Origin of the sequence: Corynebacterium sp., assembly GCF_052107835.1 — a bacterium.
Classification (GTDB): domain Bacteria; phylum Actinomycetota; class Actinomycetes; order Mycobacteriales; family Mycobacteriaceae; genus Corynebacterium.
The window spans coordinates 1-24,301 of record NZ_JBQEDF010000033.1 but is presented as its reverse complement, the minus strand read 5'-3'; the positions used below and the strand labels follow the sequence as shown (position 1 = coordinate 24,301).

Annotated in this window: 22 protein-coding genes; 13 read left to right on the top strand and 9 right to left on the bottom strand. The window is 67.3% G+C overall.

What is annotated here, in order from left to right; all coding sequences use genetic code 11:
• Positions 1-7: 7 nt before the first annotated feature.
• Positions 8-493 carry a hypothetical protein gene (locus tag ACTIL2_RS09385; RefSeq protein ID WP_442337197.1) on the top strand — a complete coding sequence of 162 codons (486 nt, stop codon included), beginning with the start codon at positions 8-10 and terminating at the stop codon, positions 491-493.
• 28 nt (positions 494-521) lie between these two features.
• Here the strand turns inward: ACTIL2_RS09385 and ACTIL2_RS09380 are convergent, their stop codons facing one another.
• From ACTIL2_RS09380 to ACTIL2_RS09370, 3 genes are all read right to left on the bottom strand, one after another.
• Positions 522-1,877, bottom strand: coding sequence for an acetamidase/formamidase family protein (locus tag ACTIL2_RS09380; RefSeq protein ID WP_442337196.1), 1,356 nt, complete (start codon positions 1,875-1,877; stop codon positions 522-524).
• 62 nt (positions 1,878-1,939) lie between these two features.
• Positions 1,940-3,229: an amidase family protein gene (locus ACTIL2_RS09375; RefSeq protein WP_442337195.1), complete on the bottom strand. Its 1,290-nt coding sequence runs from the start codon at positions 3,227-3,229 to the stop codon at positions 1,940-1,942.
• Positions 3,230-3,498: 269 nt separating this feature from the next.
• Positions 3,499-3,699, bottom strand: coding sequence for a hypothetical protein (locus ACTIL2_RS09370; RefSeq protein WP_442337194.1), 201 nt, complete (start codon positions 3,697-3,699; stop codon positions 3,499-3,501).
• Positions 3,700-3,999: 300 nt separating this feature from the next.
• Between ACTIL2_RS09370 and ACTIL2_RS09365 the strand changes: the two genes are divergently transcribed.
• The 4 genes from ACTIL2_RS09365 to ACTIL2_RS09350 all read left to right on the top strand — a co-directional run bounded on the left by ACTIL2_RS09365 (position 4,000) and on the right by ACTIL2_RS09350 (position 7,128).
• A complete protein-coding gene (locus ACTIL2_RS09365; RefSeq protein ID WP_442337193.1) occupies positions 4,000-5,106 on the top strand; it encodes an NAD(P)-dependent alcohol dehydrogenase in 1,107 nt (368 codons plus the stop codon).
• Positions 5,107-5,210: 104 nt separating this feature from the next.
• A complete protein-coding gene (locus ACTIL2_RS09360; RefSeq protein WP_442337192.1) occupies positions 5,211-5,753 on the top strand; it encodes a YpsA SLOG family protein in 543 nt (180 codons plus the stop codon).
• A 151-nt stretch (positions 5,754-5,904) separates the two neighbouring features.
• Entirely contained in the window at positions 5,905-6,126 is a 222-nt protein-coding gene (locus tag ACTIL2_RS09355; RefSeq protein WP_442337191.1) for a hypothetical protein, read from the top strand.
• Positions 6,127-6,252: 126 nt separating this feature from the next.
• Positions 6,253-7,128, top strand: a complete 876-nt coding sequence (locus tag ACTIL2_RS09350) for a Fic/DOC family protein (protein WP_442337190.1) — start codon at positions 6,253-6,255, stop codon at positions 7,126-7,128.
• Between the two features lie 23 nt (positions 7,129-7,151).
• Here ACTIL2_RS09350 and ACTIL2_RS09345 read toward each other — a convergent pair whose 3' ends face one another.
• Positions 7,152-8,051, bottom strand: coding sequence for an SDR family oxidoreductase (locus ACTIL2_RS09345; RefSeq protein ID WP_442337201.1), 900 nt, complete (start codon positions 8,049-8,051; stop codon positions 7,152-7,154).
• Positions 8,052-8,072: 21 nt separating this feature from the next.
• Positions 8,073-9,530, bottom strand: coding sequence for a mycothione reductase (gene mtr, locus ACTIL2_RS09340; protein ID WP_442337189.1), 1,458 nt, complete (start codon positions 9,528-9,530; stop codon positions 8,073-8,075).
• 557 nt (positions 9,531-10,087) lie between these two features.
• Here mtr and ACTIL2_RS09335 point away from each other — a divergent pair.
• Positions 10,088-10,903 carry an endonuclease domain-containing protein gene (locus ACTIL2_RS09335; protein WP_442337188.1) on the top strand — a complete coding sequence of 272 codons (816 nt, stop codon included), beginning with the start codon at positions 10,088-10,090 and terminating at the stop codon, positions 10,901-10,903.
• Positions 10,904-10,992: 89 nt separating this feature from the next.
• Here the strand turns inward: ACTIL2_RS09335 and ACTIL2_RS09330 are convergent, their stop codons facing one another.
• Positions 10,993-12,171, bottom strand: coding sequence for an alpha/beta fold hydrolase (locus ACTIL2_RS09330; protein WP_442337187.1), 1,179 nt, complete (start codon positions 12,169-12,171; stop codon positions 10,993-10,995).
• A 153-nt stretch (positions 12,172-12,324) separates the two neighbouring features.
• On the opposite strand from ACTIL2_RS09330, the gene mqo reads away from it, so the two are divergent.
• Together mqo and cobA are read left to right on the top strand one after the other, a co-directional pair.
• The gene (gene mqo, locus ACTIL2_RS09325) at positions 12,325-13,824 is read left to right on the top strand and encodes a malate dehydrogenase (quinone) (protein ID WP_442337186.1); all 1,500 of its coding nucleotides are present in this window, start codon (positions 12,325-12,327) and stop codon (positions 13,822-13,824) included.
• Positions 13,825-13,859: 35 nt separating this feature from the next.
• On the top strand, positions 13,860-14,870 hold the full coding sequence (gene cobA / locus ACTIL2_RS09320) for a uroporphyrinogen-III C-methyltransferase (protein ID WP_442337185.1): 1,011 nt from the start codon (positions 13,860-13,862) through the stop codon (positions 14,868-14,870).
• Here cobA and ACTIL2_RS09315 read toward each other — a convergent pair whose 3' ends face one another.
• Both ACTIL2_RS09315 and yaaA read right to left on the bottom strand, forming a co-directional pair.
• Positions 14,871-16,007: an AAA family ATPase gene (locus ACTIL2_RS09315; RefSeq protein ID WP_442337184.1), complete on the bottom strand. Its 1,137-nt coding sequence runs from the start codon at positions 16,005-16,007 to the stop codon at positions 14,871-14,873.
• Positions 16,008-16,133: 126 nt separating this feature from the next.
• A complete protein-coding gene (yaaA, locus tag ACTIL2_RS09310) occupies positions 16,134-16,913 on the bottom strand; it encodes a peroxide stress protein YaaA (RefSeq protein WP_442337183.1) in 780 nt (259 codons plus the stop codon).
• Positions 16,914-16,963: 50 nt separating this feature from the next.
• On the opposite strand from yaaA, the gene ACTIL2_RS09305 reads away from it, so the two are divergent.
• Positions 16,964-18,724: a proline--tRNA ligase gene (locus tag ACTIL2_RS09305; RefSeq protein WP_442337182.1), complete on the top strand. Its 1,761-nt coding sequence runs from the start codon at positions 16,964-16,966 to the stop codon at positions 18,722-18,724.
• 345 nt (positions 18,725-19,069) lie between these two features.
• Here the strand turns inward: ACTIL2_RS09305 and ACTIL2_RS09300 are convergent, their stop codons facing one another.
• On the bottom strand, positions 19,070-19,999 hold the full coding sequence (locus ACTIL2_RS09300; protein WP_442337181.1) for a hypothetical protein: 930 nt from the start codon (positions 19,997-19,999) through the stop codon (positions 19,070-19,072).
• 42 nt (positions 20,000-20,041) lie between these two features.
• Here ACTIL2_RS09300 and rimP point away from each other — a divergent pair, with 42 nt between their 5' ends.
• From rimP to ACTIL2_RS09280, 4 genes are all read left to right on the top strand, one after another.
• Entirely contained in the window at positions 20,042-20,626 is a 585-nt protein-coding gene (gene rimP / locus ACTIL2_RS09295) for a ribosome maturation factor RimP (RefSeq protein WP_442337180.1), read from the top strand.
• A gap of 27 nt (positions 20,627-20,653) precedes the next feature.
• Entirely contained in the window at positions 20,654-21,736 is a 1,083-nt protein-coding gene (nusA, locus tag ACTIL2_RS09290) for a transcription termination factor NusA (RefSeq protein ID WP_442337179.1), read from the top strand.
• 123 nt (positions 21,737-21,859) lie between these two features.
• A complete protein-coding gene (locus tag ACTIL2_RS09285) occupies positions 21,860-22,228 on the top strand; it encodes a YlxR family protein (protein ID WP_442337178.1) in 369 nt (122 codons plus the stop codon).
• Positions 22,229-22,350: 122 nt separating this feature from the next.
• The coding region (locus tag ACTIL2_RS09280; RefSeq protein WP_442337177.1) for a translation initiation factor IF-2 N-terminal domain-containing protein at positions 22,351-24,301 on the top strand (1,951 nt) is incomplete at its 3' end.

Here is a 24,301-nt window from a genome sequence, read left to right as displayed (position 1 = left end):
ATGCCCAATGGTCCGCACGAAAACCCTGGCGTGTACCGCCGTTTTGACCGCAGCCCTGGCACTCGGTGCCTGTAGCAGCGACGACGACTCGGCTGACGCTTCGGTTGACACTGGAGGTGCCACGCCTGCTGCGGAACAGGATGCAGGGGAGGAGCAGCCAGCCTCAGACATCGAGGCTGCCGTCCAAGCCTTCACCGGCGTACTCAATGAGCTGGACATCGATTACTCGGAGCCGGTCCGCGCTGAAGTGCAGATGTCCGGGGCGAAGGCACGCTTCGACATGACGGTTAACGGCTACGACTCCGGCATAAACGTGTATCCGGACGAGGAGTCCATGGCGAACTGGCAGGAAGCCAGCGATTCATTCGGCGGTATCCACGTCGCTTTCGACAATGCTGTGCTCACTCTGAACACCGATGAGGGCGTTGCCGACTCGGCGGAAATCGCCCCGCAGATCGCTGAAGCAGTTGGCGGGACCGCCCACGGGGTGTGACTCACAAGTGGCTTCCAAGAGTCTTTAGTCACCTAAGCCCCGGCAACCCCTCCTTGTAGATCATCCCGTGCACACCCGTGGTGATGTCGACGACCTGCGACAGCGCGAAGTCCGACGCCGCCGACAGGTAGGCGTAGGCCACATGGCGCTCAATGCCGAGGTCGTGCTCCAGGAAGTCCAGGGCGTTGACCACCGCGCGGCGCATGGCGACGTTGAGGTCGCGTCCTTCACCATCGACCTTCCCGTCCGGATCGGACAGCCCGATCGCGATCCAGGCGTCCTCGGTCTCCCCGAAGGGGTAGTCGAACGCGACCGAGGGGGTGGACGGATCGCCCTGCTTGCAGACGGTCAGGCGGAAGGTCGTGCGAAGCGAACCCTCCATGGCGGTCAGTGCGACCTCCCCGTCGCCCATGCTGTGGTGCGGATCCCCGGTGTAGAACAACGCGCCGTCAGCAGCGACCGGGAGGTAGAAGGCCGAGCCGACATTCAGGTGACGGATGTCGATGTTGCCGCCGCCCAGTGTCGGGGGAATGGAGTTGCGGCTGTCCGCTGTCAGGTCACCGTCGTCGGTGGTCGCCACGCCCATCATCCCCATGAACGGGCGCAGCGGGAAGGTCAGCTCCAACTCCCCGGAAGACATGATGCCTTTGCCGTCCTCCGCGCGGGTAAACACGGAGACGTTCTCGTCGGTGTCGAGCGGCGGCATGATCTCACTATCCGAAATGCCCTCCGGCGCACCACCGTCGTCCGGAAGACTGCGTAACGCGCCCTTGCCGTGCCGGCTGGAGACCACGCCATAGGGGACGCGCAGTGCGGTGTCGAGCGTCTCGATCTTCAGGACGTCGCCGGGCTCGGCACCCTCCACGAAGATGGGGCCGGTGACCACGTGGGGCCCGTCCTTGTCGAAGTCGCGCTCGGTACGGTCGTAGTTAGCGGCGATGTCGCGGACATCGTCGAGAACGTCGGATTCGTCGACGCCGTGTTCACCGAACCAGGTATCAGGGTCGCGGCCCTGGTCCTCCAGGATTCCCTCGTGGCTCACGGTGTCCACGGTGACGGTCTCACCGGACTTCATCCGGAGTACAGGTTCGCTGTCGCTCGAGGGGACGTAGCCCCACAGCACCTTGTCCAGTTCAGAGGGGAGGTAGTGGTCGCCCTTGATGTCGCCTGACCCGGGCTGGAGGATTCCGCCGGGCGAGCTGGGGGCCGATGGCGTGGATGACACGGCAGAGGCGGTGCTGTCGTCACCGCAACTGGCCAGTCCAGCACCTGCCCCGACGGCGCCCATTGCGGTCGCGAGCTGGAGGAAGCGTCGGCGTCCGAACGCCTGGGTGAGTCGGTCCGCGGTGTCGGCTGCTGTGGGGATTCTCGGTGAAACAGTCATGTTCAGCCACGCTATGCATCGCTCGTTTCCCGGGGATTACACTGTAGTAACTAACGATTTTGTCAGTTGACCTGCAGTCTCGCCAGAGCTCGGTCGGAATCGCGTGGTCCGACGGCGCAGATCCCGATCGGGAGTCCGTTCACTTCCGCGGGACTGCTGACAGCGGGACGTCCGGTGATCCCGGCGAGACAGGTGAGCTGGAACGTCCTGGCACGGGTGTCCTCGATGGCGTCGCTGCCCAGCTCGGCGTCCTTACTGTCCGGCGCTACCGATGACGACGACGGCAGGATCAGGACGGCATCGCCGATCGTCTCGTTGATGACCTTCCGTGCTGAGGTGAGAAGATCGTCGGCCTCGGCGAGATCCTGCTCGGTGTACTCGGATGCCGTCTCGAACCGTGACCGCACATCGGGGTTCAACGAATCCCAGTGGTCCTGTATCCATTCCCCGTGCGCCTCCCACGCCTCCCAACCCTGGCGTGTCTGGAACGCGGCAACCCAGTCGGTGAGTGGTTCGGTGTCAAAGTCGATCTCATCGAGCGGGATGTCCTGGCTCCAGGATTCGACGGCATTCTCCATGGCACTGGCGACGTCCGGGTCCGCCAGCTCGAACAGGGCAGGTGAGTACACACAGCGGGGGAAATCAACGGTTTCGGGGAGATCCGGCTCGAGCACATCGGCGACGGCGGCGAGGTCGTGCTGCGAATTGGTCATCCAGCCGACCGTGTCGAAGGACGGGGCCAGGGGGAGCAGGCCCTCGCGGGAAATGGCGTCGTGGGTGGTGCGGATACCGAAGAGGCCCTGGTAGGACGCCGGGATCCGGATCGACCCACCGGTGTCGGTTCCCAGTCCGATAGTCGCTTCGCCGAGGGACACCGCAGTCGCCGAACCGGAGCTGGAACCGCCGGGTATCCGGCCGGGTGATGCCGGGTTCGGCGGGGTGCCGTAGTGCGCGTTCGTACCGGCGAGACTGTAGGCGAACTCATCCGTGCGGGAGATGCCTGCGATTGATGCGCCCGCCGCGAGGAATGCGGCAACAGCTGGGGCGGTGGACTCCTCCGGTGCCGCCTGGGCCAACCATTCCTCATTCCCGGCTCCCACCACGTGCTCCTCGACGGAGTACAGGTCCTTGACCGCGAGCGTCTGCCCGTCCAGCGACCCGCTGCCCGTGGCTTCGACGAGAGGGGAACCGTGTTCGCGCCAGACGGTGTCGTCGAACTCTGTTCCCCCGGACGCTGAAGACGTTCCCGATGCATCGGCGGTGTCGTCAGTGCCGCAGGCGGTGAGTCCGAGAACACCCGCTGTCGTTCCACCGGCTAATGCAAGGAACTTTCTTCGAGACAGGGCTTTCATCGGACCTCCGCGTCCTTCGTGACTGGTCGTGATTGATGCAGTGTCCACGAAGATTACAAGGGGGAAGTTTCGGTGATGTGAAACCAGGATGTCTCTCTGGCTCGTCCCGACGCTTTCCTCGGCACCCGGAATCGACATGAGCGGCGGTGCCACCTCACTCCACCGTCCGCGACCACGGACCATCCTCAGCCGGCATCCACCGCATTCCGGTGCGCCGGTTCACCCAACTCCGGCGGATGGTCCACGATCCATTACCTCTCCGCGTCCGACTACTCCACGCAATCCTGTGTGCCTCCGCCGATGTGCAGATCAGGCTGCAGTCCCAGCCCGGACTGCCAGAGGCGCAGCCCCGTGTTCGAGGCGGAGTTGCGGAACTGCGAGCAGTAGAAGAACAGTTCGCCAATCAGCAGGAACACGTCCACACCGGCGGACACGCGGCCGTCAAGCACGTGGAAGATGACCACGAGCATGATTGCGGCACCACGGAGCCCGTCAATGTCGAAACGGCGCGATGCCCCGGTGCCAGTGCGAGTACTGGCCGTGGTCGAGGCTGTCCTGGATCTCCTGTGCCGGCGGATCTGGTGGCAACTACGGCATGGGGCCATCGTCGGAGGGTCCTCACCATCCGGAACCTGCTGTAGTCCCTCGGAGGACGCCCCGGATTGTGACCTTCTCGGGCGGGTGGGAGCAAGGGCTCGTGCATGTCACACCATTCAGGCATATGATGGACGTGTCAACCAAATAGTGAGTAAGACAGGAGATTCAATCTCATGAGTACACAAGTACGCGCCGCCGTCCTCCACGGTGTGGACGAGCCATTCGTCTTCGAGGATCTGACTATCCAGGAGCCCCGCGCGAACGAGGTCCTGGTCAAGATCAGTGCAGTGGGCCTCTGCCACACCGACTTGGGCGTCCGGCACGGCGACATTCCCGCCGGTTTTCCCTTCGTCCTCGGCCACGAAGGTGCCGGCATCGTTGAGAAGGTCGGAGACGCGGTCACGGAGGTGAAGGTCGGAGACTCCGTCGCCATGTCATTCGCCTCGTGCGGACGGTGTCGCAACTGTCTCGCAGGCAAGCCTGCCTACTGCGTGAACTTCATGGCGCAGAACTTCAGCGGGACCCGCGAGGACGGAACCACGACACTTCAGGATTCAGAGGGTGGGGACGTCCGCAGCAACTTCTTCGGTCAGTCCTCGTTCGCCACCCACGCCATCGCCGAGGAGCGCAATGTTGTGGTCCTTCCGGAAGGCGCACCCGTGGAGATCGCCGGGCCCCTGGGCTGCGGCATCCAGACCGGCACGGGGACCGTGCTCAACACCCTGAATGTTCCGGCCGGTGGATCGATCGTGGTCACCGGTACCGGGGCAGTGGGACTGTCCGGCATCATGGGCGCCAAGGTCGCCGGGGCGACGACCATCATCGCAGTGGACATCATCGACTCCCGGCTCGAGTTCGCGAAGAAGCTCGGTGCGACGCACACCATCAACTCCAAGAACGAGGATCCGGTGGCCAGGATCCAGGAAATCACTGGCGGTGGGGCCGACTACGCCCTGGACACGACCGCTGTGCCGATCGTCGTCGAGCAGGTGATGGAGGCGACCTCTTTCGGGGCGACTGTTGCGCTGGTGGGTGTGCCCCATGCGGGGGCGACCCTGGATCTCGGGTTGATTTCGGGATCGGGCAAGAATGTCCTCGGCGCGATCGAGGGCGATGCGATCCCGCAGACCTTCGTCCCGCAGTTGATCGAGCTCTACAAGGCGGGGCAGTTCCCCTTCGATGAACTCGTAACGACCTACCCCTTCGAGGAGATCGAGCAGGCCATCGCGGACACCGCCTCCGGCAAGGCTGTGAAGGCCGTGCTGGTGATGCCGGAGTAGGTGTCGTCGGCGGGGGAGAGCTATTCCGTGCTGCCTCATCCGGACGGCCCCGGCAGTCCCAGTGGATTGCTACCGTGGACACCGGGAAGGAGGTGGCACGGATCATGCCGAAGCAGCACAATCTGCCACTGGTCACAGCCATCCGGTCCGGGGGACAATCCGGTGCGGACAGGGGAGCCCTCGATGCCGCCCGCAACGCGGGCATTCCCATCATTGGATGGTGTCCGGCGGGCGGTTGGGCGGAGGATTACCCGGTCGCACCGGGTCTGCACGCCGACTACCCGGAGCTGACGGACACCCCCTCTGCGGACGCTGGCCAGAGGACCGAGTGGAACGTCCGTGACAGCCACGTGACCCTCATCATCGACACCAATGACACTGACGGCAGGATCGGACCGGACGGCGTCCTGAACGAGGTCGATTCGCCGGGGACCGGTGCCACGATCCTGCACGCCATGACCTACGGCCGCGAATGCCAGCTCGTCCGGAAGAACAGCGTCGATGAAACATGCCGGTGGCTGGAGTCACAGGGTCACGGGTTGACGCTGAACATCGCCGGCCCACGGGCCAGTGAATCACCGTCGGCCTACGACATCGCCTACGGGATCGTCACAGAGATCCTCGGGTTCAGTCGGACAGGGTTGTGATGTGGCGGTAGAACTTCGCGCTAAGGATGCCTACCTGTCCGGACGTCGGAAGCGCGGTCACCATGCCGGGGAGGGTATAGGATCGATCAGGTGCATCACTTTCAACAGTGAATGCATTTGACCTATTCAACTAGCGACAAGGACTACTGACATGGACTTCGGTTCCATCATTGACGGCGTTTCCGGATCCATTCAGGGAGGCTGGCGCGTCTTCCTGGATCTCATCGAGGACACCCCCTTCCGGGAGTTCTTCGGCCAGATCGGACGGATCATCGACGACTGGGAGGGCAGCGTGGGCATCAACCCGGACGACGGAATCTCCGACGCGATCCAGGGCAGCGTCAGCGGAAGTCTCGGCAGCTCCGCGCGGTAGTTCCGCCACGCGTTCGACTGTCTGGGCCGCGGTGTTCGTATCATTCGAACGTCGCGGCCCAGATGTGTCCGTGGGTCCCGATACCGTGAGGGAACACGATCACGCGACCGCTTCAGGAGGCCCACAGTGACCGATTTCGCCACCCTCTGCGGACTGTCCGCCTACCGGGACCTCTACCCGGACGCGCTTGCATCACTGTCGGACGCTGCCGCCCACCGCGTTGTCGAGGCTTTGCACAGCGGGGTGCTGGAGGGATGGCATCCGACCGCCGGCGAGATGGCGGCCGTAGCCGAGCGAATCCTTGCACCCGGGGCGAGCGCGCTGACCGCCGGTGAATTGTCCTCCTTCGTCAATCATTTCCCGGCGGCAGAAGTCGACGCCCCTGGTGACCGTGCCGCGTCCGGTCCTCCCGCTTGGCGCCGCTACTTCTGGCCGGGGACGTCCGTGATGCGCAACCGCCTGGCGATCCGGAACAACCGTGTCCTGGCCGCGGTCGAGTTCCGCGTCACCGCACTTGCCGCCGATGACCTGGCGACGGGCACAGTGGCAGTCGCCGCGGCGAAGGCAGGGCAGCGGCTCGCATCCATTCATGACGTGCTGTTGGGGCACCTGTACGACTGGGCGGGGACGATTCGCGACGTGAACATCTCCAAGGCCGACCAGAACTTCGGCGACTTCGCCAGCATGGGGATGTACCTGCGGCAGCTCGACCGGAGAATCAGCAGACTCGACCACGGTGAACCGGGCTTCGATGAACGGGTAAACCGGCTGGCGGACATCCACACCCACCTGAATTTCGCCCACCCCTTCCGGGAAGGAAATGGAAGGGCAGCAAGGATATTCATGGCACAGCTCGCCCACGACCACGGCGTGGAACTCGACTATGTCCGCGTCAACGGTAACGACTGGAACGGGGCATCGGCGGCGAACTTCCTCGACCCGGACGGCCTCGAGCTCGACCCTGAGCCCCTGCGTGGCATCTACCGGCGTATCGCCGCGTGATGCCGGAGCGATCGCCAGGAGCCCTACACCCGCGCGTCCTTCGCCGCCCACCGCAGACCGCGGTTCAGCAACCTCATCACACCGCGGTACGCCCACGGCATGTTGACCTGGGCCCAGCGCCCCAGCTTGATGTCGAAGCTGGTGAAGATCAGGTAGGTGCCGTCCCGTACTCCGGAGACGATGCTCTCGGCGGCTTCCGCCGGGCTGTCCGCATGCCCCTGGAAGATCTTCTTCACCGTGGACACCCGGTCATTCGACTGGTCGATCCTGTCGATGTCGATCGTGCCGACCAGGGGAGTGTCCACCGCACCCGGTGCCGCGACATGCACGCTCACCCCGTGGGGCGCCAGGTCGAAGCGCAAGACCTCGCACAAGCCCATCACCCCGCCCTTCGACGCGGAGTACGCGGCGTGCCACGGCAGCCCGATGATCCCCGCCGCCGAGGACACGCAGCACAAGCGTCGCATCTTCGGCTTACGTCCGAACAGTCCCTCACCACGCGGGGCGATCGGCCCGGCGTCCGTCATCGCCGGGACCAGGGTCTCGACGATGTGCACCGTGCCCATCAGGTTCACGTCGATGACCTTCTCCCACTTCTCGTGGGGCAGGGTGCGCGGATCACCCCAGATCGCGATGCCGGCGACGTGGAAGACCTCGTCCGGCGCACCGAACTCCGCGACGATACGGTCGGCCCATTCCCGCACCTGCTCCAGGTCGGTGATGTCCACCACGTGCTCGTCGAGCACCAGTCCCGGTCGGATGCGGTCGATGTCCCGGGCGGTCTGGTCAAGCCCCTCCTCGTCCCGGTCGGTGATCATCACCTCGTGGCCCTGGTTGGCCAGCAGCAACGCGACCTCCCGGCCGATTCCCGAGGCCGCTCCCGTCACCACACTCCGCATCGCGCCCAACTCCTTTTGCCTCAGAAAGCCTGTACGGTTCCCAACCTAGCGAAACTCGAGCCCGAGTACGGCGTTCTCCACCAGCTCGCTCAACGACGGGTGCGGCCAGTACTGCTTGGTGGCGAATTCCTCCAGGTCCAGATCGAACTCGATCGCGGTGACCAGCAGCTGGATCAGCGTCGCCGCCTGGGGGCCCATGATGTGCGCTCCCAGGAGCTTGTGCGAGTCGGCGTCCGCGATGAGCTTGCAGAACCCGGTGGTGTCCTCCATCGCCCAGCCGTAGGCGACGTCCGAGTACTCCTGCACCTTCACGGTGACCGTCCGGCCGTTCTCCGCGGCCCACGCGCGGGCCTCGGCCTCGGTCATGCCGAGGTAACCGATCTGCGGGTGCGAGAACACGCCACCGGGCACATTGTCGTGCTTGAGGCGCACCAGGTCCCCGTCGGACGCGGCGACGTTGTGGAACACCGCCCGGGCCTCCTGGTTCGCCACGTGCTTGAGCTCCAGCTCATTCGCCGCGTCCCCCAGCGCCCACACCCCCTCGGCAGAGGTACGTCCGAACTCGTCGACGACGATGCGTCCCGTCTCCGTGAGGTCCACCCCGCCGGACGCGGCGTCCAGCAGATCGCCGTTGGGGACGCGTCCCTGTGCGAGAAGAAGCTCGTCGCAGTCGATCTCCAGGCCGTCGTTCAGCGTCAGCGTGGTCAGGCCACCCTCGGAGCGGGCGCCGGTAACCGTGCGCCCCAGCAGGTTCGTCCACTGCGCCCCGGACTGCTCGGTGAACCGGCTCTTCACCGTCTCGTCGAACCGGCGCAGCAGTGTGTCGGAGCGGTTGATCACGTACACCTGCACGCCGAGCGCGGAGAAGATGTGCGCGAACTCGGTGGCGATGATGCCGCCGCCGAGGATCGCCAGGGTCCGCGGCAGCTCCTCCATGCGCATGACGTCCACGTTGGTGCGGTACGGGACGCCCGACTCCTCGATCACGGGCGGCACCCATGTGCGCGTGCCGGTGGCCAGGATGATCTGGTCCCCGGTAATCGTCGTCGCGACACCGGTCTTGCCGTCGCCGATCTGCAGCGTGCGCTCGCCGGTGAACCGCGCGATGTCGGAGTAGAGGGTGATGTTCGGGGTCTCGTCCCCGCGCCGGTACTCCTCGCCACCGCGGGAGATCGGGTCGATGCGCTTGCCGAACACGCGCTCCTGGAGCCCCTTCCAGTCGACGCGCCACCCGGCGACGGGGATGGGGGCGGCTGCGGCCCCGCCGATGGGGAAGAGGTTGTAGCGGTCGGCCCCGGAGAGCTCGCGGGCGACGTCGGCGGCGTAGACGTACATCTTCGTCGGGATGCAACCGACGTTGATGCAGGTCCCGCCGAAGATGCCCTTCTCGACGATGGCGATCTTCCGGTCGTTGAGTTCCTCGGGGATGGAGTTCCCGGAGCCTGTCCCGACGACGATGAGGTCGTAGTGCTCTGCTGCTTCAGGTGCTGCGCTGCTAGTCATGCGACCGATGGTACGTCCGTTCGCGGGAGAGGGTCCGGCACCGTCGCGACAACGGCATCGCGGCATCCAGGGTTAGTCCCAGAGGGTCAAAAATGACCCTGGATACCAATATGCCGCTATGTCGGGGAAAACACTTCTTCGGCAAACACAACTGTGGTTCTATGAACGCAGCGCTCGTCACGGGGACCGGGCGCAGGGAGGGGACCTAAACGTTGACCACCACAGTCGGTCGGGCTGGAGGGGCAGGGCAGCAGCCGGCCAACCCGGCATGGAGACTCCCTCCACACATTGTTCAGGCACTCGCCGAGGGACGCTTCCGCCCGGGACGGGGTCCCTGGTACTGCGGCGGCATCCTTCCCCCGGAGATTCCCGTACGAAGGCAGGTTGCCATCTCTTCTGGTCTGACCAGGTGGGCGGTCGAGACCGGGTACGACACACTCGCGTACGGAGTCGTGGTCGAGGCCCTTGCGGAGGGAAACGCGGGCGGTGGCGTTGGTGACCGTCGGGACCTGGGCGGTTACCCACGATGCATCTGCCAGCGTGCGCGGGCGCAGCTGATGAACCACCCCGATTGCGTGCTCGGCGGATGGGGTGCCGCCAGGTACCACGGATTGACGTACTGGGCGGACTCTGCGCCCGTGCTTCTCCTCAGCGACGACATTCCGTCGAGGGGCTCGGACCGGACCTCGGTGGCCACGAAACATCCGCTGCGCGCTGCCGTACGAGCGCTCCCCTCAGGCTTCGACCAGGAGAGGGACACCGTCTGCCCTGACCCCGCCTTCCCCGGGCTCCGCGTGGTCAGTGCACCGATTGCGCTGGCGCAGTGCGTGCGCTCCGTACTGTCGGGCAAGCATGTGTGGCACGTGGTCAACATCCCCGGGCTCACGCCGCGGCAGGCCCGCGCGGTCCAGCTGATCGACGCGTTCGCCATGTGCACGTATGTGACCTGGAACCAGTTCGCCGCGGCAGCGACGGGGATTGTCGCGAAGGCGGAACTGAAGAGACTGCAGAAGCTCGTGGCGTTCGGAGCGGAATCGCCGCGGGAGACCGAGCTGCGCTTGTTCGTCCGCGACATGCTCCCGACGGGCCACCGCTGGGAGACCCAGGTGGAGGTCCAACTGGGATCGACACCGGAGGACGGGCGCACCTTCTTCGACATCGGGTGCCGCACGCTGCGGATCGGGCTCTACTACGACGGTGCGCACCACGATGTGGAGTCGCAGACCGAGAAGGACTTCGAGCAGATCCAGGACCTGCAGGACAGGCGCTGGACGGTCATCAGGGTGAACAGGAAGCTGATGCGCAATCCACGGAAGATGCTGGCCCAGATCCGCAACGCCATCGACCGGGCACTGGGGGAGTTGAATGGGTAGCCCGCATCACGGCATCCAGGGTTGTTCCCGGAGGGTCAAAACCGACCCAGGATGCCGCGATGCCGCGATACCGCTATGCCGCGCTGCCGCTACACCAGAGCCACACCCTCCAGCCACCCGTCCACGGCGGTGAACGCGGCCGAGCGCACCTCGGGCCGCGACAGGAACACATCGTGCACCGCCCCCGGGATGACCTGCACCTCACACGTGGGATCCACCAGCGGGGCAGCGGCCAGCATCTGTGAGGGCCTCAGCACCGTGTCCGTCACATAGGCCAGTTCCTCGGGCACCCGGCCGCCGTTGCCGTCGGAGGTGCTGCGGCCGGGGCTGGACGCGTCCGAGCACACCAGCAGCGTGGGGACCCCGGTCGACCACCGCCCGGTGTGCAGCTTCTCGATTTCGCGGTTGACACCCACCAGCCAGCTGACCTGCTTGGGGCGCGGCAGCAGCGGCTTGAGGGTGCGGTCGTAGTCCCACTCGCCGTTCTCCTCGACGTGCAGGGTGCGCCCGTAGGTGGGGTTGATGCCGCCGGGCACGTGCCAGCGCGGGGCCACCGTAGCCACCTTCGGGAAGAGGCGGCGGATGATCAGGTTCGTCCCGGCGTCGAACTGCAGTCCCAGCCACGGGCTGTTCAGTACTGCCCCGCTCACTGCCCGGTGCAGGGCACCACGGGCGGCGTCACCGCGGTCGGCCGCGGCGTGCAGCCGGGCCAGGAACATCGTGACGTCCAGTCCGCCGGTGGAGTGCCCGACGGGAACCACCCCGGCGTGGCCGGCGCCGAGCAGGGAGACGGCGATGGAGAGGTCCTCGTCGTAGATGCTCTGGGAGGTCACGTGGTGCCATGTCTGCCCGTCGCGGTGGCTGCGTCCGCACTTGCGCAGATCGAGTCCGTAGACGGCGTAGCCGCGGGCGTGGAAGTGCTCGGCGACGTGGGTCTGGAAGAAGAAGTCGGTCATGCCGTGGACGAAGAGCAGCGCAGGACGTGCCCCCCAGTCGGTTGCCCCCGCGTCACCGGTGTCGTCCTGCGGGCGGTGGCGCACCAGGGTGGTGACGACGGTGCCGGGTTCCCTGTCGGGGTCGGGCCCGATCTCGATGGTGTGGCGTGTGTAGTCCGGGCCCAGCAGGTCCGGCTCAAAGTCCAGTTCATGGACGCTAATTCCCAGTGGATGGGACAATGTGGTGGCCAGGGTCTGGTGGCTCACCGCCGTTCCGGCGGGCACCGGGCCGGGTGCCGGGGACGGGGAGGTCGAGGCTGACGAAGGATTCACGGTGGTCATCCTATCGTCCAGGGGTGCCGTCGAAGCGACCCCACACGGCACCCGACAGCGGGGGTTGGTTGTTGTGTAGGGCGCGTCAGCAAGTAACATCGCATCATTGTGGTCGCCGCCCGACGGTTGAACGGCAGCGGCGTAACAGCAGCGATGAAAAGGATTGAGTTTAACGTGTCACCTTCCCAGAATGATCACGTCGACGTCGCCCTCATCGGCGCCGGTGTCATCTCCACCACCCTGTCCGTGATGCTGCGCCAGCTCCAGCCCGACTGGAGCCAGCTGATCATCGAGCGCCTCGATGTCCCCGGGTCGGAGTCGTCCTCCCCGTGGAACAATGCCGGCACCGGCCACTCGGCGCTGTGCGAGCTGAACTACACCCCCGAGGTCAACGGCCGCATCGACATCGCCAAGGCCGTCGGCATCAACGAGAAGTTCCAGGTCTCCCGCCAGTTCTGGTCCTACCTCGTCGAGGAGGGCATCCTCGGTGAGCCGAGCGAGTGGATCAACGCCACCCCGCACATGTCCTTCGGCCACGGCACCGCCCAGGTCGACTACATCAGGGCCCGCTACGAGGCCCTGAAGGAGCACCCGCTGTTCCCGGGCATGGAGTACACCGACGATGAGGACGTCTTCTCCGAGAAGCTGCCGCTGATGGCGGAGGGACGTGACTTCTCCGACCCCGCTGCCGTGTCCTGGACCGATGCCGGCACCGACATCAACTACGGCGCGCTGACACGCCAGTACCTGGACGCGGTCACCTCCGAGGGCGTCGAGGTCCGCTACGGGAGCCAGGTCGCCAACGTCACCCGCGACGGCTCGGGCTGGAAGCTCACCGTCAAGAACCTGCACAACGGTGACACCTCCACCGTCCACGCGAAGTTCGTCTTCGTCGGCGCCGGTGGCATGGCCCTTCCCCTGCTGCAGAAGGCAGGCATCCCGGAGATCCGCGGCTACGCCGGATTCCCGGTCTCCGGCGAGTGGCTGCGCTGCACCAACGAGGAACTCATCGAGAAGCACTCGGCGAAGGTCTACGGCAAGGCCGCCAAGGGTGCCCCGCCGATGTCCGTGCCGCACCTGGACACCCGCATCATCGACGGCAAGAAGGGCCTGCTGTTCGGCCCGTACGCCGGCTGGACCCCGAAGTTCCTGAAGCAGGGCTCCTTCCTGGACCTGTTCAAGTCGCTGCGTCCGGGCAACATCCCGTCCTACCTGGGTGTCGCCGTCCAGGAACTGGGCCTGACGAAGTACCTCGTCGAGGAGGTGCTGAAGGACCAGGCCGCCCGCGTGGAATCGCTGCGCGAGTACATCCCCGAGGTCAACGGGGACGACTGGGAGCTGGTCACCGCCGGACAGCGCGTGCAGGTCATCAAGCCGATCGGCGCGCCGAAGTTCGGTTCGCTGGAGTTCGGTACCGCGATGATCAACTCCAACGACGGCTCGATCGCCGGGTTGATGGGAGCGTCGCCCGGGGCGTCGATCGCCCCGTCGGCGATGATCGAGGTGCTGGAGCGCTGCTTCGGCGACCGGATGCACGACTGGGCGCCGAAGCTCAAGGAGATGATCCCGTCCTACGGTGACCGTCTGTCGAACGACATCCCGCTGTACAACGAGCAGTGGGAGCGCAGCCAGAAGACGCTGAAGCTGGCGTAGTCCGGGTCGGACCCGGGGGACTAGACTCGCCAGACATGAGTCTTGTGTTGACCGGGGTACCGGTGCTGGTGGCGGACGGACCGGAGGCGGCGATCACCGCTGAACTGCTGCGGGACCGGGGAGCGGTAGCGCTCACCGCGGCGGATCTCGACGCCGACCCCGCCCGTACGGTCGGAATGGTCCGGATTCCCGCAGGAACCCCCGCGGAGGTTGCCGGGGATCTGGCGGCGTGGGCGGGTGCACGGGGCATCCCGGTCGACGACCGCCGGGGGAGTACAGGACAGGGCGCAGGACGCGCCGCTGAATCCGGTGGAGGGACCGTCACCGGCACCGTCACTCTCGTCGGCGGGGGTCCGGGGGATGCCGACCTGGTGACCGTCGCAGGGGTGCGCGCCATCGGGGAGGCGGACGTGATCCTCGCCGACCACCTCGGGGCGGTGTCGCTGGCGGAGGAGGCCGCGGAGCGCGGCGCGGAGCTGATCGACGTCGCCAAGATCCCGTACTCCCGCCAGGTCTCCCAGGAGCGCATCAACGAGATCATGATCGGGAAAGCCCGTGCCGGGTTGAACGTGGTCCGGCTCAAGGGTGGGGACCCCTACATCTTCGGGCGCGGGCACGAGGAGGTCGAGGCCTGTGCGCAGGCCGGTATCCCGGTGCAAGTGATCCCGGGGGTGACCTCGGTGACCTCGGCCCCGGCGGCGGCGGGGATCTCCCTGACCCACCGGGGACTCAACCACGATGTCACCGTGGTCTCCGGGCACCTTCCACCCGGTCACGGGAAGTCCCTCGTGAACTGGTCGGCGCTGGCGCAGATGACCGGCACACTGGTGCTGATCATGGCGATGCGCAATGCCGGGGCGATCGCCGTTGAGCTGGTGCAGCGGGGGCGGGACGCCGACACCCCTGCCGTGGTCATCGAGAACGCGTCCACCGAGCAGCAGCGCGTGACCCCGGCCACGCTCGGCACGTTGGGGGTGACCATCGAGCGCGGGGGTCTGGGCTCCCCGGCGATCATCGTGGTCGGGGAGGCCGCGGCGCGGCGCTGATCACTGCACCCGGCGCACGGTTCCCGGACCGCGCAGCCAGTCGCCCAGGTAGGGCAGCGTGAACTCGACCTTGCCCCGGCCAACCGGCGCAATGAGGTCACGCTGGATCAGCTGTGCCCGTGTGTCACTCGCGGTACGCTGGGTTTTCCCCAGTTTCTCGGCAACACCCGCCGTGGGTTGTGGTCCATCTCCCAGATCGGCGAGGGCGGACAGGTAGGCGTGCTGAGCCTGCGGGAGGTCGCGGAGTGACGGGTAGTGGACGTTGGTCCCCATCGTCATGATCGTCTCCTGCTTCTCCGTCTCCACCGATGCAGCGGAGATCGTCGATTCTCCACGCAGGTGTGCCCGGTCCCACGCCAGTGAGCCGAGGAGCTGCACCAGGTAGGGGTAGCCCTGGGCGATGTCCGCGGCGAGGTCGAGTGCGTCCACGGTGAACGGGAGGCCGGAGTCGCCGGCTGTCGTCTCGAGAACGTCTTCGGCATCGTCGTCGGTCAGCGGGCCCAGGTCGTAGCGGCGGGAACGGCGCAGGAATGTGGTCCCGGGGAGCCGCAGCAGTTCGTCCACGCCGTAGGTCAATCCCGCCATCGCCAGAGCGACGTCCGCCTCCCTCCGAAGCAGCCCCTGGTACGCCCCTGCGATGACCGACAGGTCCTCGGTGGTGGCGTCCTGCACCTCGTCCACGGTGACCAGCACACCCGTCCCGTCGAGTAGGGCGAGGAGTTCCCGGAGCCGGGAGTCGAGGGTGGGTACCGGTTCGGAACTGTCCACGTCCTCGGTTCTCACCGAGCCGATCCCCGAGATGCTGACACCGCTGATGCGTCGGTTGCGGGCGGGGGAGAGCTCCCGGATCTTCTCGGGGATCACGGAGTCGACCAGTGTGGAGACCAGGTTTCCGCGCCCGGACACGCTCAGGATGATCCAGCCGCGTCGGGACGCGACGTCCTCGATCTCATTGAGCAGCACGGTCTTGCCGATGCCCCGGGAGCCGCTGATGACCAGACTGCGCGCGGCGGCACCGGGGCCCTTGGTCAGGGCATCGTCGAATTCATCGAGGATGATGCGGCGCCCCGCCCAGTAGTGTGGCGGGACGCCGAAGGTGGGACGGAAAGGGTTGTTGCGGATCTCCGGGGTCGGCATGCGGCCAGCATACCTCGCCGGGGAGAATCCGAGGATCAGAGATTACGAGAAAGAGGAGGACGCTCGATAATCAGAGATTCAGAGATTACGAGAGTCAGCGATATCGAGACTCCGCGAGCCGGCGGTTTATACCACCAGCGTCAACGAGTCCGTCGGGCCCCTGCCGGACGGGGAATCCCCGTTGACCTCCACGGTCATGCCGGCGTCCTGCGCGATCGCGGCCACTCCCGCCACGTCACCGGGCGTCTCCAGCGACGCCTCCGCCGAGGCCAGCACCCGCGCGAGCACACCCTTGTAGTGCTTGTTGAAGTGGCTGACGACCTTGCGTGTCCCGTCGTCCCGCACCGACTCCACCCGCACGGTAACCGCCCCGGGCAGGCGGCCCAGCTGCTGGTAGCCGCCCGAGCGCAGGTCCACCACGGTCCCCGTCGACTCCTGGACCCCGGACAACGCCTCTGACACCGCCGTGCCCCACCGCGCCTTCATGGTCGGCGGCGTCCCCGCGGTGCCGGCCCCGGGGAGCTTCGTCCCTGCGGACAGGCGGTAGTGCGGGACCATGTCACCGGCGCCCAGCACACCGAACAACGCCGAACCCACCCCCAGCCGGGACTGCGCTGCGGGGGAGAGCGACGGCGCGTCCAGGGCGTCGTAGAGCACCCCGGTGTAGCGCAGGATCGCCGGCATCGTCGGGGCGTCCTGCAGGTGCGCATTGGCTTCCGCCTCCCCGCGGAGTTTCCCGGAGATCCCCAGAACCCCCAGCGCATCGTCCACGTCGAGCGCCGTCAGGTCGGCGATGTTCCGTCTGCGGATGTCATTCAGTGACGGAAATGAGAGGGCCGAAACGTCCAGCGCGGGTCCGTCGCCGCCCGGTGCCTTCGTCTCCGACGGGGGGAGGAGGATAAACATGCGGTACACCCTAGCGATACGCACGTACCGGATGAACTAGAGTACCCCCCATGATCACCCGGATGTCCTCTCTCTTTCTGCGTACCCTGCGCGATGACCCCGCCGACGCGGAGGTCCCCAGCCACAAGCTCCTGGTGCGCGCCGGCTACATCCGCCGCGCGGCTCCGGGCGTGTACTCGTGGCTGCCGCTGGGGCTGCGGGTGCTGCGCAACGTGGAGAAGGTCGTCCGCGAGGAGATGGACGCCATCGGCGGCCAGGAGATCCGGCTCCCCGCCCTGCTGCCCCGGGAGGCGTACGACGCCTCCGGGCGGTGGGACGAATTCGGCGACTCCCTGTTCCGTCTCAAGGACCGCAAGGGACAGGATTACCTCCTGGGGCCCACCCACGAGGAACTGTTCACCACGCTGGTCAAGGGTGAGTACTCGTCCTACAAGGACTTCCCGGTGATCCTGTACCAGGTGCAGACGAAGTACCGGGACGAGGAGCGTCCCCGCGCCGGCATCCTGCGCGGCCGGGAGTTCATCATGAAGGACTCCTACTCCTTCACCATGGACGACGAGGGACTGGACGACGCCTACCAGGCACACCGCCGCGCTTACCAGGCGGTCTTCGACCGTCTGGGTGTGGACTACGCCATCTGCGCGGCGACGTCCGGCGCGATGGGCGGCTCGGCCTCCGAGGAGTTCCTCGCGGTCTCGCCCAACGGTGAGGACACCTTCGTCCGTGCCACCGGCGGCGACTACGCCGCGAACGTCGAGGCCATCGTGACCCCGGTGCCGGAGTCGCGCCCGGTCGACGGCCTCCCGGACGCCCGGGAGTACCACACGCCGGACGCGCCGACCATGGACTCGCTGGTGTCCTGGGCGAACAACGAGGGCATCACCGTCGACGGTCGCGGGGTCGAACTCTCCGACACCCTGAAGTGCCTGGTCGTGAAGATCACCGAGCCCGGCGGTTCCTCCGAGCTGACCGGGGTGCTCCTGCCCGGCGACCGTGAGGCGGACATGAAGCGCCTCGAGGCCTCCCTGGAGCCGGCCACCGTGGAACTCGCCACCGAGGACGACTTCCTCTCGAACCCGTTCCTGGTGAAGGGCTACGTGGGCCCGCGCGGCCTGGCGTCCAACGGAGTGCGCGTGCTGGCGGATCCGCGCGTGGTCAACGGCACATCCTGGATCACTGGTGCGGACGCCCCGCGCCGGCACGTGGTCAACATGGTCGCCGGACGCGACTTCACCCCGGACGGCTACATCGAGGTCGCCAACATCCGCGAGGGTGACCCGGCGCCGGACAACAAGGGCACGCTCACCCTGGAGCGCGGCATCGAGATCGGCCACATCTTCCAGCTGGGCCGCAAGTACACCGAGGCCTTCGACGTGCAGATCCTGGACGTCAACGGCAAGCGTTCCGTGCCCACCATGGGCTCCTACGGGCTGGGCGTCTCGCGCCTGATCGCCGTGCTCGCCGAGCAGATGCACGACGAGAAGGGACTGCGCTGGCCGTCGACGGTTGCCCCCTACGACGTGCACCTGGTCATCGCCAACAAGGACCAGGCCGCCGGTGAGGCGGCCCAGGAACTGGCGGACGGCCTGTCCGGTGCGGGTCTGGAGGTGCTCTTCGACGAGCGGCCGAAGGTCAGCCCGGGCGTGAAGTTCAAGGACGCCGAGCTGCTGGGCGTGCCCCTGGTGGTCGTGGTGGGACGTGGTTTCGCCGAGGGCACCGTGGAACTGCGCAACCGGATGACCGGGGAGGTGAGCCACGTGGACTACGGGAGCGCGGTGGACTCCGTGGCCGGGGTTGTGCGGGGGCTGTAGGCTCCCGGACGGCCCTGGCACCCCGACGGCATCGCGGCGGCCAGGGTTGGTGTGGGTGGGGTGACACCGACGCTGGATGCCGGGATGCCGTGCTACGGTGAGCCCCCAACGATGTCCCGGTCAATCAGGGGACGTCCCAGCATGACGTGGGAGGTGAGTATCTCGGATAACGCGGGGAAGCGCAGCAATGCGACGAACGCGGGGACCTGGAAGATGAGTCCGGAACAGCTGCAGGAGCACCTGAAGCTGAGAACCAGGGCGCGTCGGATCCCCGACAGGAAGAAGCAGAACGACCGAAGGGCCTGCCGGAACAACCGGCGGGCCCTTCCCGCGTCATCCCCGCGGTTACTCCCCGCGGATACTGACCGCCAGCGGATCCTCACCCAGGGCGTCCTCCAGGGCGGCCTCGGAGCGTGCGGAGACCGCCGCCCACATGGCCGTCACCGCGCGGTCCTCCGCCGCGACCGAATCCACGGCCCGCCGCAGCTCCACGGTCACCGCGTGCACCGCGGGCAACAGGGTCCCCGCAGCGGAGGAGTCGTCGGTTGAACCGGTGTCCGAGTACCCCGGTGCGGCGGCAACCCCGGACACCGGTTCGACCGCGTCCCTGATCGAGCGCATCCGGGTTCCCACGGTCACGACCGTCCCACGGTCCCCGCCGGCCTCCGGCAGGACGACCCCACTGAGGTACACCGCCTGGTGGACGAGTTCAGCGACGGGCTCCAGCGCCTGTGCGGTGTCCCCGCTGTCGCTGAAGCCCCCGTCCAGCAGTTCCTGGTCGATCGCCGGCGAGCCGCCGCGTTCGTCGATGGTGGCCAGTGCGGCGTGCAGTCCGGTGAGCAGGCCCGCCCGGTCGCGCACCCCGTCATCGCCGGGGGCGCCCTCGTAGTCGGCGTCCCCGTCCGCGCCGATCAGCGTCATCATGGACTCCCGGACGCCGGACACCGAGGGTTCGCCCTCGAAGCCGACGTCGGTGTGCGTGGTGCACTCCTCGGGCGGTTCGCCCTCGTTATCGGTGCCGCACAGCCGCAGGACCTCCTTGTCGACGGCCTCTGCCTGCTCCGTGAAGATCGGTGAGCCCCCGGCACTGTCCGTCTCATTCAGCGCGACCAACTCCCTGTCGACGTCCACCAGTGCGGAATCCGGCTCCGGTGGTTCGGTGGAACAGGCGGTCAGCGCCCCGGCGGTCGAGGTGAGGGTGAGTACGGCGGCGATGCCCATTGCCCGGCGGACCATGGGGCGCCGGGCGGGCCGGGGGAAAGTTGACTCGTGCACGGTCCCATACTGCCATCCGCACCCGGTGCTAGGGTTCAGGGCATGGCTTTCCCTTCTGAACAGGACCTCGCCGAGGTCGTCTCCCCACTGGCGCAGACCCTCGGCCTCGACCTCGAGGCGATCACCGTGACACGGGCGGGGGCGAAGTCGGCGGTGCGCGTGGCCGTGGATGCCGATGACCGTCCTGACCTGGATCTCCTCGAGGAGCTCAGTCAGGCCGTGTCCGCCGAGTTCGACAGCCGGGAGGAGTCCGGGAACCTGAGCTTCGGCCCCGGGTACACCTTCGAGGTCACCACCCCCGGCCTGGACACCCCGCTGACCGCACCCCGTCATTTCCGCCGCAACATCGGCCGACTGGTCACCCTGCAGGTCGACGGCAACGGCGGTACCAAGGAGAAGCTGCGCATCGCCGGTGTCGGCGAGTCGGGGAGCGCGGCCGAGTCCCACGCAGCGACCGTGTGGCTGATCCGGCCGGGGGAGAGGAAGAAGGATGCGCCGACCGTGGAGGCCCGGGAATTGGCGTCCGTGGCAGGTGCTTTGGTAGAAGTTGAGTTCTCTGAGGCACCCGCGGACCAACGCGACCTGGTGGGCCTCGATCCCGAGCAGTACCGTGACCTGACTGCCTGAGAAGACAGCAGCGTAGAAGGACGATAAGTGAAGATTGATCTGAGTGCCCTGACCGCCCTGGAGGACCTTGAGCATGTCCGGGGGAGTGCGCTGCTGGGCGCCATCTCCGCCGCGCTGCTGGAGTCGTACCGGGAGATGACGAAGGTGGAGGGGCCTGCGCGGGTCAACATCGACCGCACCGACGGCACCGTCCAGGTGATCCGGCTGGAGAAGGACGAGGACGGGAACACCACCGCCGAGTTCGACGACACCCCCGAGGACTTCGGACGCACGGCCGCGCGTGCGGTGCGCGACGCCATCCGCGGGCAGATCAACATCGCCCGTGCCGAGACCAGCTACGACAAGTACGCCGACCTCGAGGGGACCGTCGTCTCCGGTGTCGTCAACCGTGACGCCCGCGCCAACGACCGCGGCATCACCGTCGTCCACCTCGGGACGGAGGCCGACGGTCAGGACGGTCTGATCCTGGCCGCCGAGCACATGCCCGGCGAGAAGCTGGAGCACGGCACGCGTGTGAAGTGCTATGTCACGGCGGTCAACCGGGGTCAGCGGGGTGTCCAGATTCTGCTGTCGCGCACCCACCCCGAGCTGGTGCGTGGCCTGTTCTCCCTGGAGGTCCCGGAGGTCGCCGACGGGTCGGTGGACGTCGTGGCCATCGCCCGGGAGGCGGGGCACCGTTCGAAGATGGCGGTGACCTCCACGGTCAACGGCCTGAACGCGAAGGGCGCCTGCATCGGGCCCAAGGGCCAGCGTGTCTCCGCGATCATGGAGGAGTTGGCGGGGGAGAAGATCGACATCGTCGACCACTCCGTGAGGCCGGACGTGTACGTGGGCAATGCCCTGGCCCCGGCGAAGGTCGTGCGGGTCGACGTCACCGACCACGACTTGCAGGTCGCCCGTGCCATCGTGCCGGACCACCAGTTGTCGCTGGCCATCGGCCGCGAGGGGCAGAACGCCCGGTTGGCGGCCCGGTTGACCGGCTGGAAGATCGACATCCGTCCCGAGTCCGATCCGCAGGACGATTCCGTGGAGGGGTCCCAGCAGGATGCCCCGCAGCAGGACGGATCCGCCGACGGCGGGTCCGGCGTCGGGGCATCGGCGGGTGTGTGACCGCTCCCCACGGGAGTGCGGGGGCAACGCCGGGACGCGCCGAGGGGGCACACAGTTGGCTGTCAGGGGCCCTCACGCGTTAGACTGATGCTCGGTCTGACGACGAGGAGAAGGAGTTCGCGCATGTCCTACCGCGCTGCCACCGCCTCCTCGGCAGCAGGTCCATTACGGACCTGCATCGCCACCCGAAGGGTCCACCCCGCGTCCCACCTGCTGCGCTGTGCCGTGCAGCGGGACGCGCCGGATCCGGAAGGTGGCGGGACGGGGACGATACGTGTCGTCCCTGATCCGCGACGGCGTCTGCCCGGCCGTGGTGCATGGATCACCGCGACCCCGCAGGCGTACGGGACCGCCGTCCAACGCCGGGCGTTTGCCAGGGCGTTGAAAGTGCCTGCCGAGACGGACACGACAGCTGTGCTGGAGTTCATCTCGCGGGTGCGGCCATTGACCACCGCCCCGGTGGCCGAGAAGGAAAAGGAAACCGATTACTGATGAGCGCACGATGAAGCAGCATCAGCGATGAGTGTCCAACTGACCTGGAGTCGTATGTAGCCGACTGTGGTGTTCACACCACGGGCCGAGGCCTGCGACTCCTGAAGAAATGAAGGAGAGTAGTGCCCGGAAAGCTACGTGTCCACGAGCTCGCGAAGCAGCTCGACGTGACCAGCAAGGAACTTCTCGCCACGCTCAAGGAGCAGGGTGAGTTCGTCAAGTCGGCGTCCTCGACGGTGGAACCGCCGGTCGTCAAGAAGATGAAGAACCACTATGGCGTGGGTGCGTCCAAGAAGTCGGACGCCCCGCTGCCCGACCTGAGCGGTCAGCCGACCGCCCAGGCATCCGCGTCTGCGCCCACACCGGACGCCGCGGCGAAGCCCGCCCCGGCGGCATCTGCTGCGCCGGCCGAGGCTGGGTCCGCGACCGCGGAAACCCCCGCGGACGCTCCGGCGGAGGAGCCGAAGAAGGCCTCCTCGCCGAAGCCGGGTGCGGCCAAGCCCAAGCCGGCTGCCGCGGAACCGGCGAAGGAGGGCCGGAAGCCCGGCCCGAAGCCCACCCCCGGTGCGTCGGCGGACCGTCCGTCCGGCAAGCCGGGCTCGCGGCCGTCCCCGGCCGACCGTGGTTCGCATGCCCCCCAGGGTGAGCAGGCGTCCCAGGACGGCAAGGGCGGCCAGGATGACCGTCCGTCCCCGAAGCCGGGTGCCCGTGCCGGCGCCAAGCCGGGCCCCAAGCCCGGTGGCCGTGCGCCGCGGGTCGCCAACAACCCGTTCTCCTCCGGTACCGAGCGTCCGGCCCCGCGTCCCCGCGGCGGCCAGGGCGGCAAGTCCGACATGCCCCGTCCCGGTGGCGGAGCCGGACGTCCGGGACCGCGTCCCGGCGGTGCAGCCGGCGGTTCGGGCGCGTCGCCGAAGCCGGGCGGACGTCGGCCCAGTCCCGCCTCGATGCCCAACCACCCCAGCCCCGGGCAGATGCCGGCGAAGGCCAGCACCGGTGGCGGTGGCGGTCGTGGCCGTGGAGGCCAGGGCGGACCCGGCGGCTCCGGCGGTCCCGGTGGCGGACCCCGCGGAGGCCGCGGCGGACGTCGCGGTGGAACCGCAGGTGCATTCGGCCGTCCCGGTGGCGCACCGCGTCGCGGACGTAAGTCGAAGCGGCAGAAGCGGAACGAGTACGAGGCAATGCAGGCCCCGTCCGTGGTCGGCGGCGTCAAGCTGCCCAACGGCAAGGGTGCCAGCATCCGTCTGCGCCGCGGCGCCTCGCTGAACGACTTCGCCGACAAGATCAACGCCGATCCGGCCGCACTGGTCCAGGCGCTGTTCAACCTCGGTGAGATGGTCACCGCGACCCAGTCGGTCACCGACGACACCCTGCGTCTGCTGGGCGACGAGATGGACTACAAGGTCGAGGTCGTCTCCCCGGAGGACGAGGACCGCGAGCTGCTGAAGTCCTTCGACCTGCAGTTCGGTGAGGATGAGGGGTCCAGCGAGGACCTGCAGCAGCGTCCCCCGGTGGTCACCGTCATGGGTCACGTCGACCACGGTAAGACCCGTCTGCTCGACACGGTCCGCAAGACCAACGTCGGTGGCGACGAGGCCGGCGGCATCACCCAGCACATCGGTGCCTACCAGGTCCCGGTGGAGCTCAACGGCAGTGAGCGTCTGCTCACGCTGCTGGACACCCCGGGTCACGAGGCGTTCACCGCCATGCGTGCCCGTGGTGCCAAGGCCACCGACATCGCGATCCTGGTGGTCGCGGCGGACGATGGCGTGATGCCGCAGACCGTCGAGGCGATCAACCACGCCAAGGCCGCGGACGTGCCGATCGTCGTCGCGGTGAACAAGATCGACAAGGAGGGCGCCTCCCCGGAGAAGATCCGTGGCCAGCTCACCGAGTACGGTCTGGTTCCCGAGGAGTACGGCGGCGACACCATGTTCGTCGACATCTCCGCCAAGCAGGGCACCCACATCGACGAGCTTCTCGAGGCTGTCGTGCTGACCGCGGATGCGTCGCTGGAACTGGTCGCCAACCCGGACATGCCCGCCCAGGGTGTCGCCATCGAGGCGCACCTGGACC

Coding starts and splice junctions, on each gene's coding strand:
- ACTIL2_RS09285 (WP_442337178.1), top strand. CDS start 21,860: ATGTCCTACCGCGCTGCCACCGCCTCCTCGGCAGCAGGTCCATTACGG.
- ACTIL2_RS09315 (WP_442337184.1), bottom strand. CDS start 16,007: ATGCCGACCCCGGAGATCCGCAACAACCCTTTCCGTCCCACCTTCGGC.
- ACTIL2_RS09355 (WP_442337191.1), top strand. CDS start 5,905: ATGGACTTCGGTTCCATCATTGACGGCGTTTCCGGATCCATTCAGGGA.
- ACTIL2_RS09380 (WP_442337196.1), bottom strand. CDS start 1,877: ATGACTGTTTCACCGAGAATCCCCACAGCAGCCGACACCGCGGACCGA.
- ACTIL2_RS09335 (WP_442337188.1), top strand. CDS start 10,088: ATGAACCACCCCGATTGCGTGCTCGGCGGATGGGGTGCCGCCAGGTAC.
- ACTIL2_RS09305 (WP_442337182.1), top strand. CDS start 16,964: ATGATCACCCGGATGTCCTCTCTCTTTCTGCGTACCCTGCGCGATGAC.
- ACTIL2_RS09365 (WP_442337193.1), top strand. CDS start 4,000: ATGAGTACACAAGTACGCGCCGCCGTCCTCCACGGTGTGGACGAGCCA.
- ACTIL2_RS09375 (WP_442337195.1), bottom strand. CDS start 3,229: ATGAAAGCCCTGTCTCGAAGAAAGTTCCTTGCATTAGCCGGTGGAACG.
- cobA (WP_442337185.1), top strand. CDS start 13,860: ATGAGTCTTGTGTTGACCGGGGTACCGGTGCTGGTGGCGGACGGACCG.
- mtr (WP_442337189.1), bottom strand. CDS start 9,530: ATGACTAGCAGCGCAGCACCTGAAGCAGCAGAGCACTACGACCTCATC.
- rimP (WP_442337180.1), top strand. CDS start 20,042: ATGGCTTTCCCTTCTGAACAGGACCTCGCCGAGGTCGTCTCCCCACTG.
- ACTIL2_RS09385 (WP_442337197.1), top strand. CDS start 8: ATGGTCCGCACGAAAACCCTGGCGTGTACCGCCGTTTTGACCGCAGCC.
- yaaA (WP_442337183.1), bottom strand. CDS start 16,913: ATGTTTATCCTCCTCCCCCCGTCGGAGACGAAGGCACCGGGCGGCGAC.
- ACTIL2_RS09370 (WP_442337194.1), bottom strand. CDS start 3,699: ATGCTCGTGGTCATCTTCCACGTGCTTGACGGCCGCGTGTCCGCCGGT.
- mqo (WP_442337186.1), top strand. CDS start 12,325: ATGAAAAGGATTGAGTTTAACGTGTCACCTTCCCAGAATGATCACGTC.
- ACTIL2_RS09360 (WP_442337192.1), top strand. CDS start 5,211: ATGCCGAAGCAGCACAATCTGCCACTGGTCACAGCCATCCGGTCCGGG.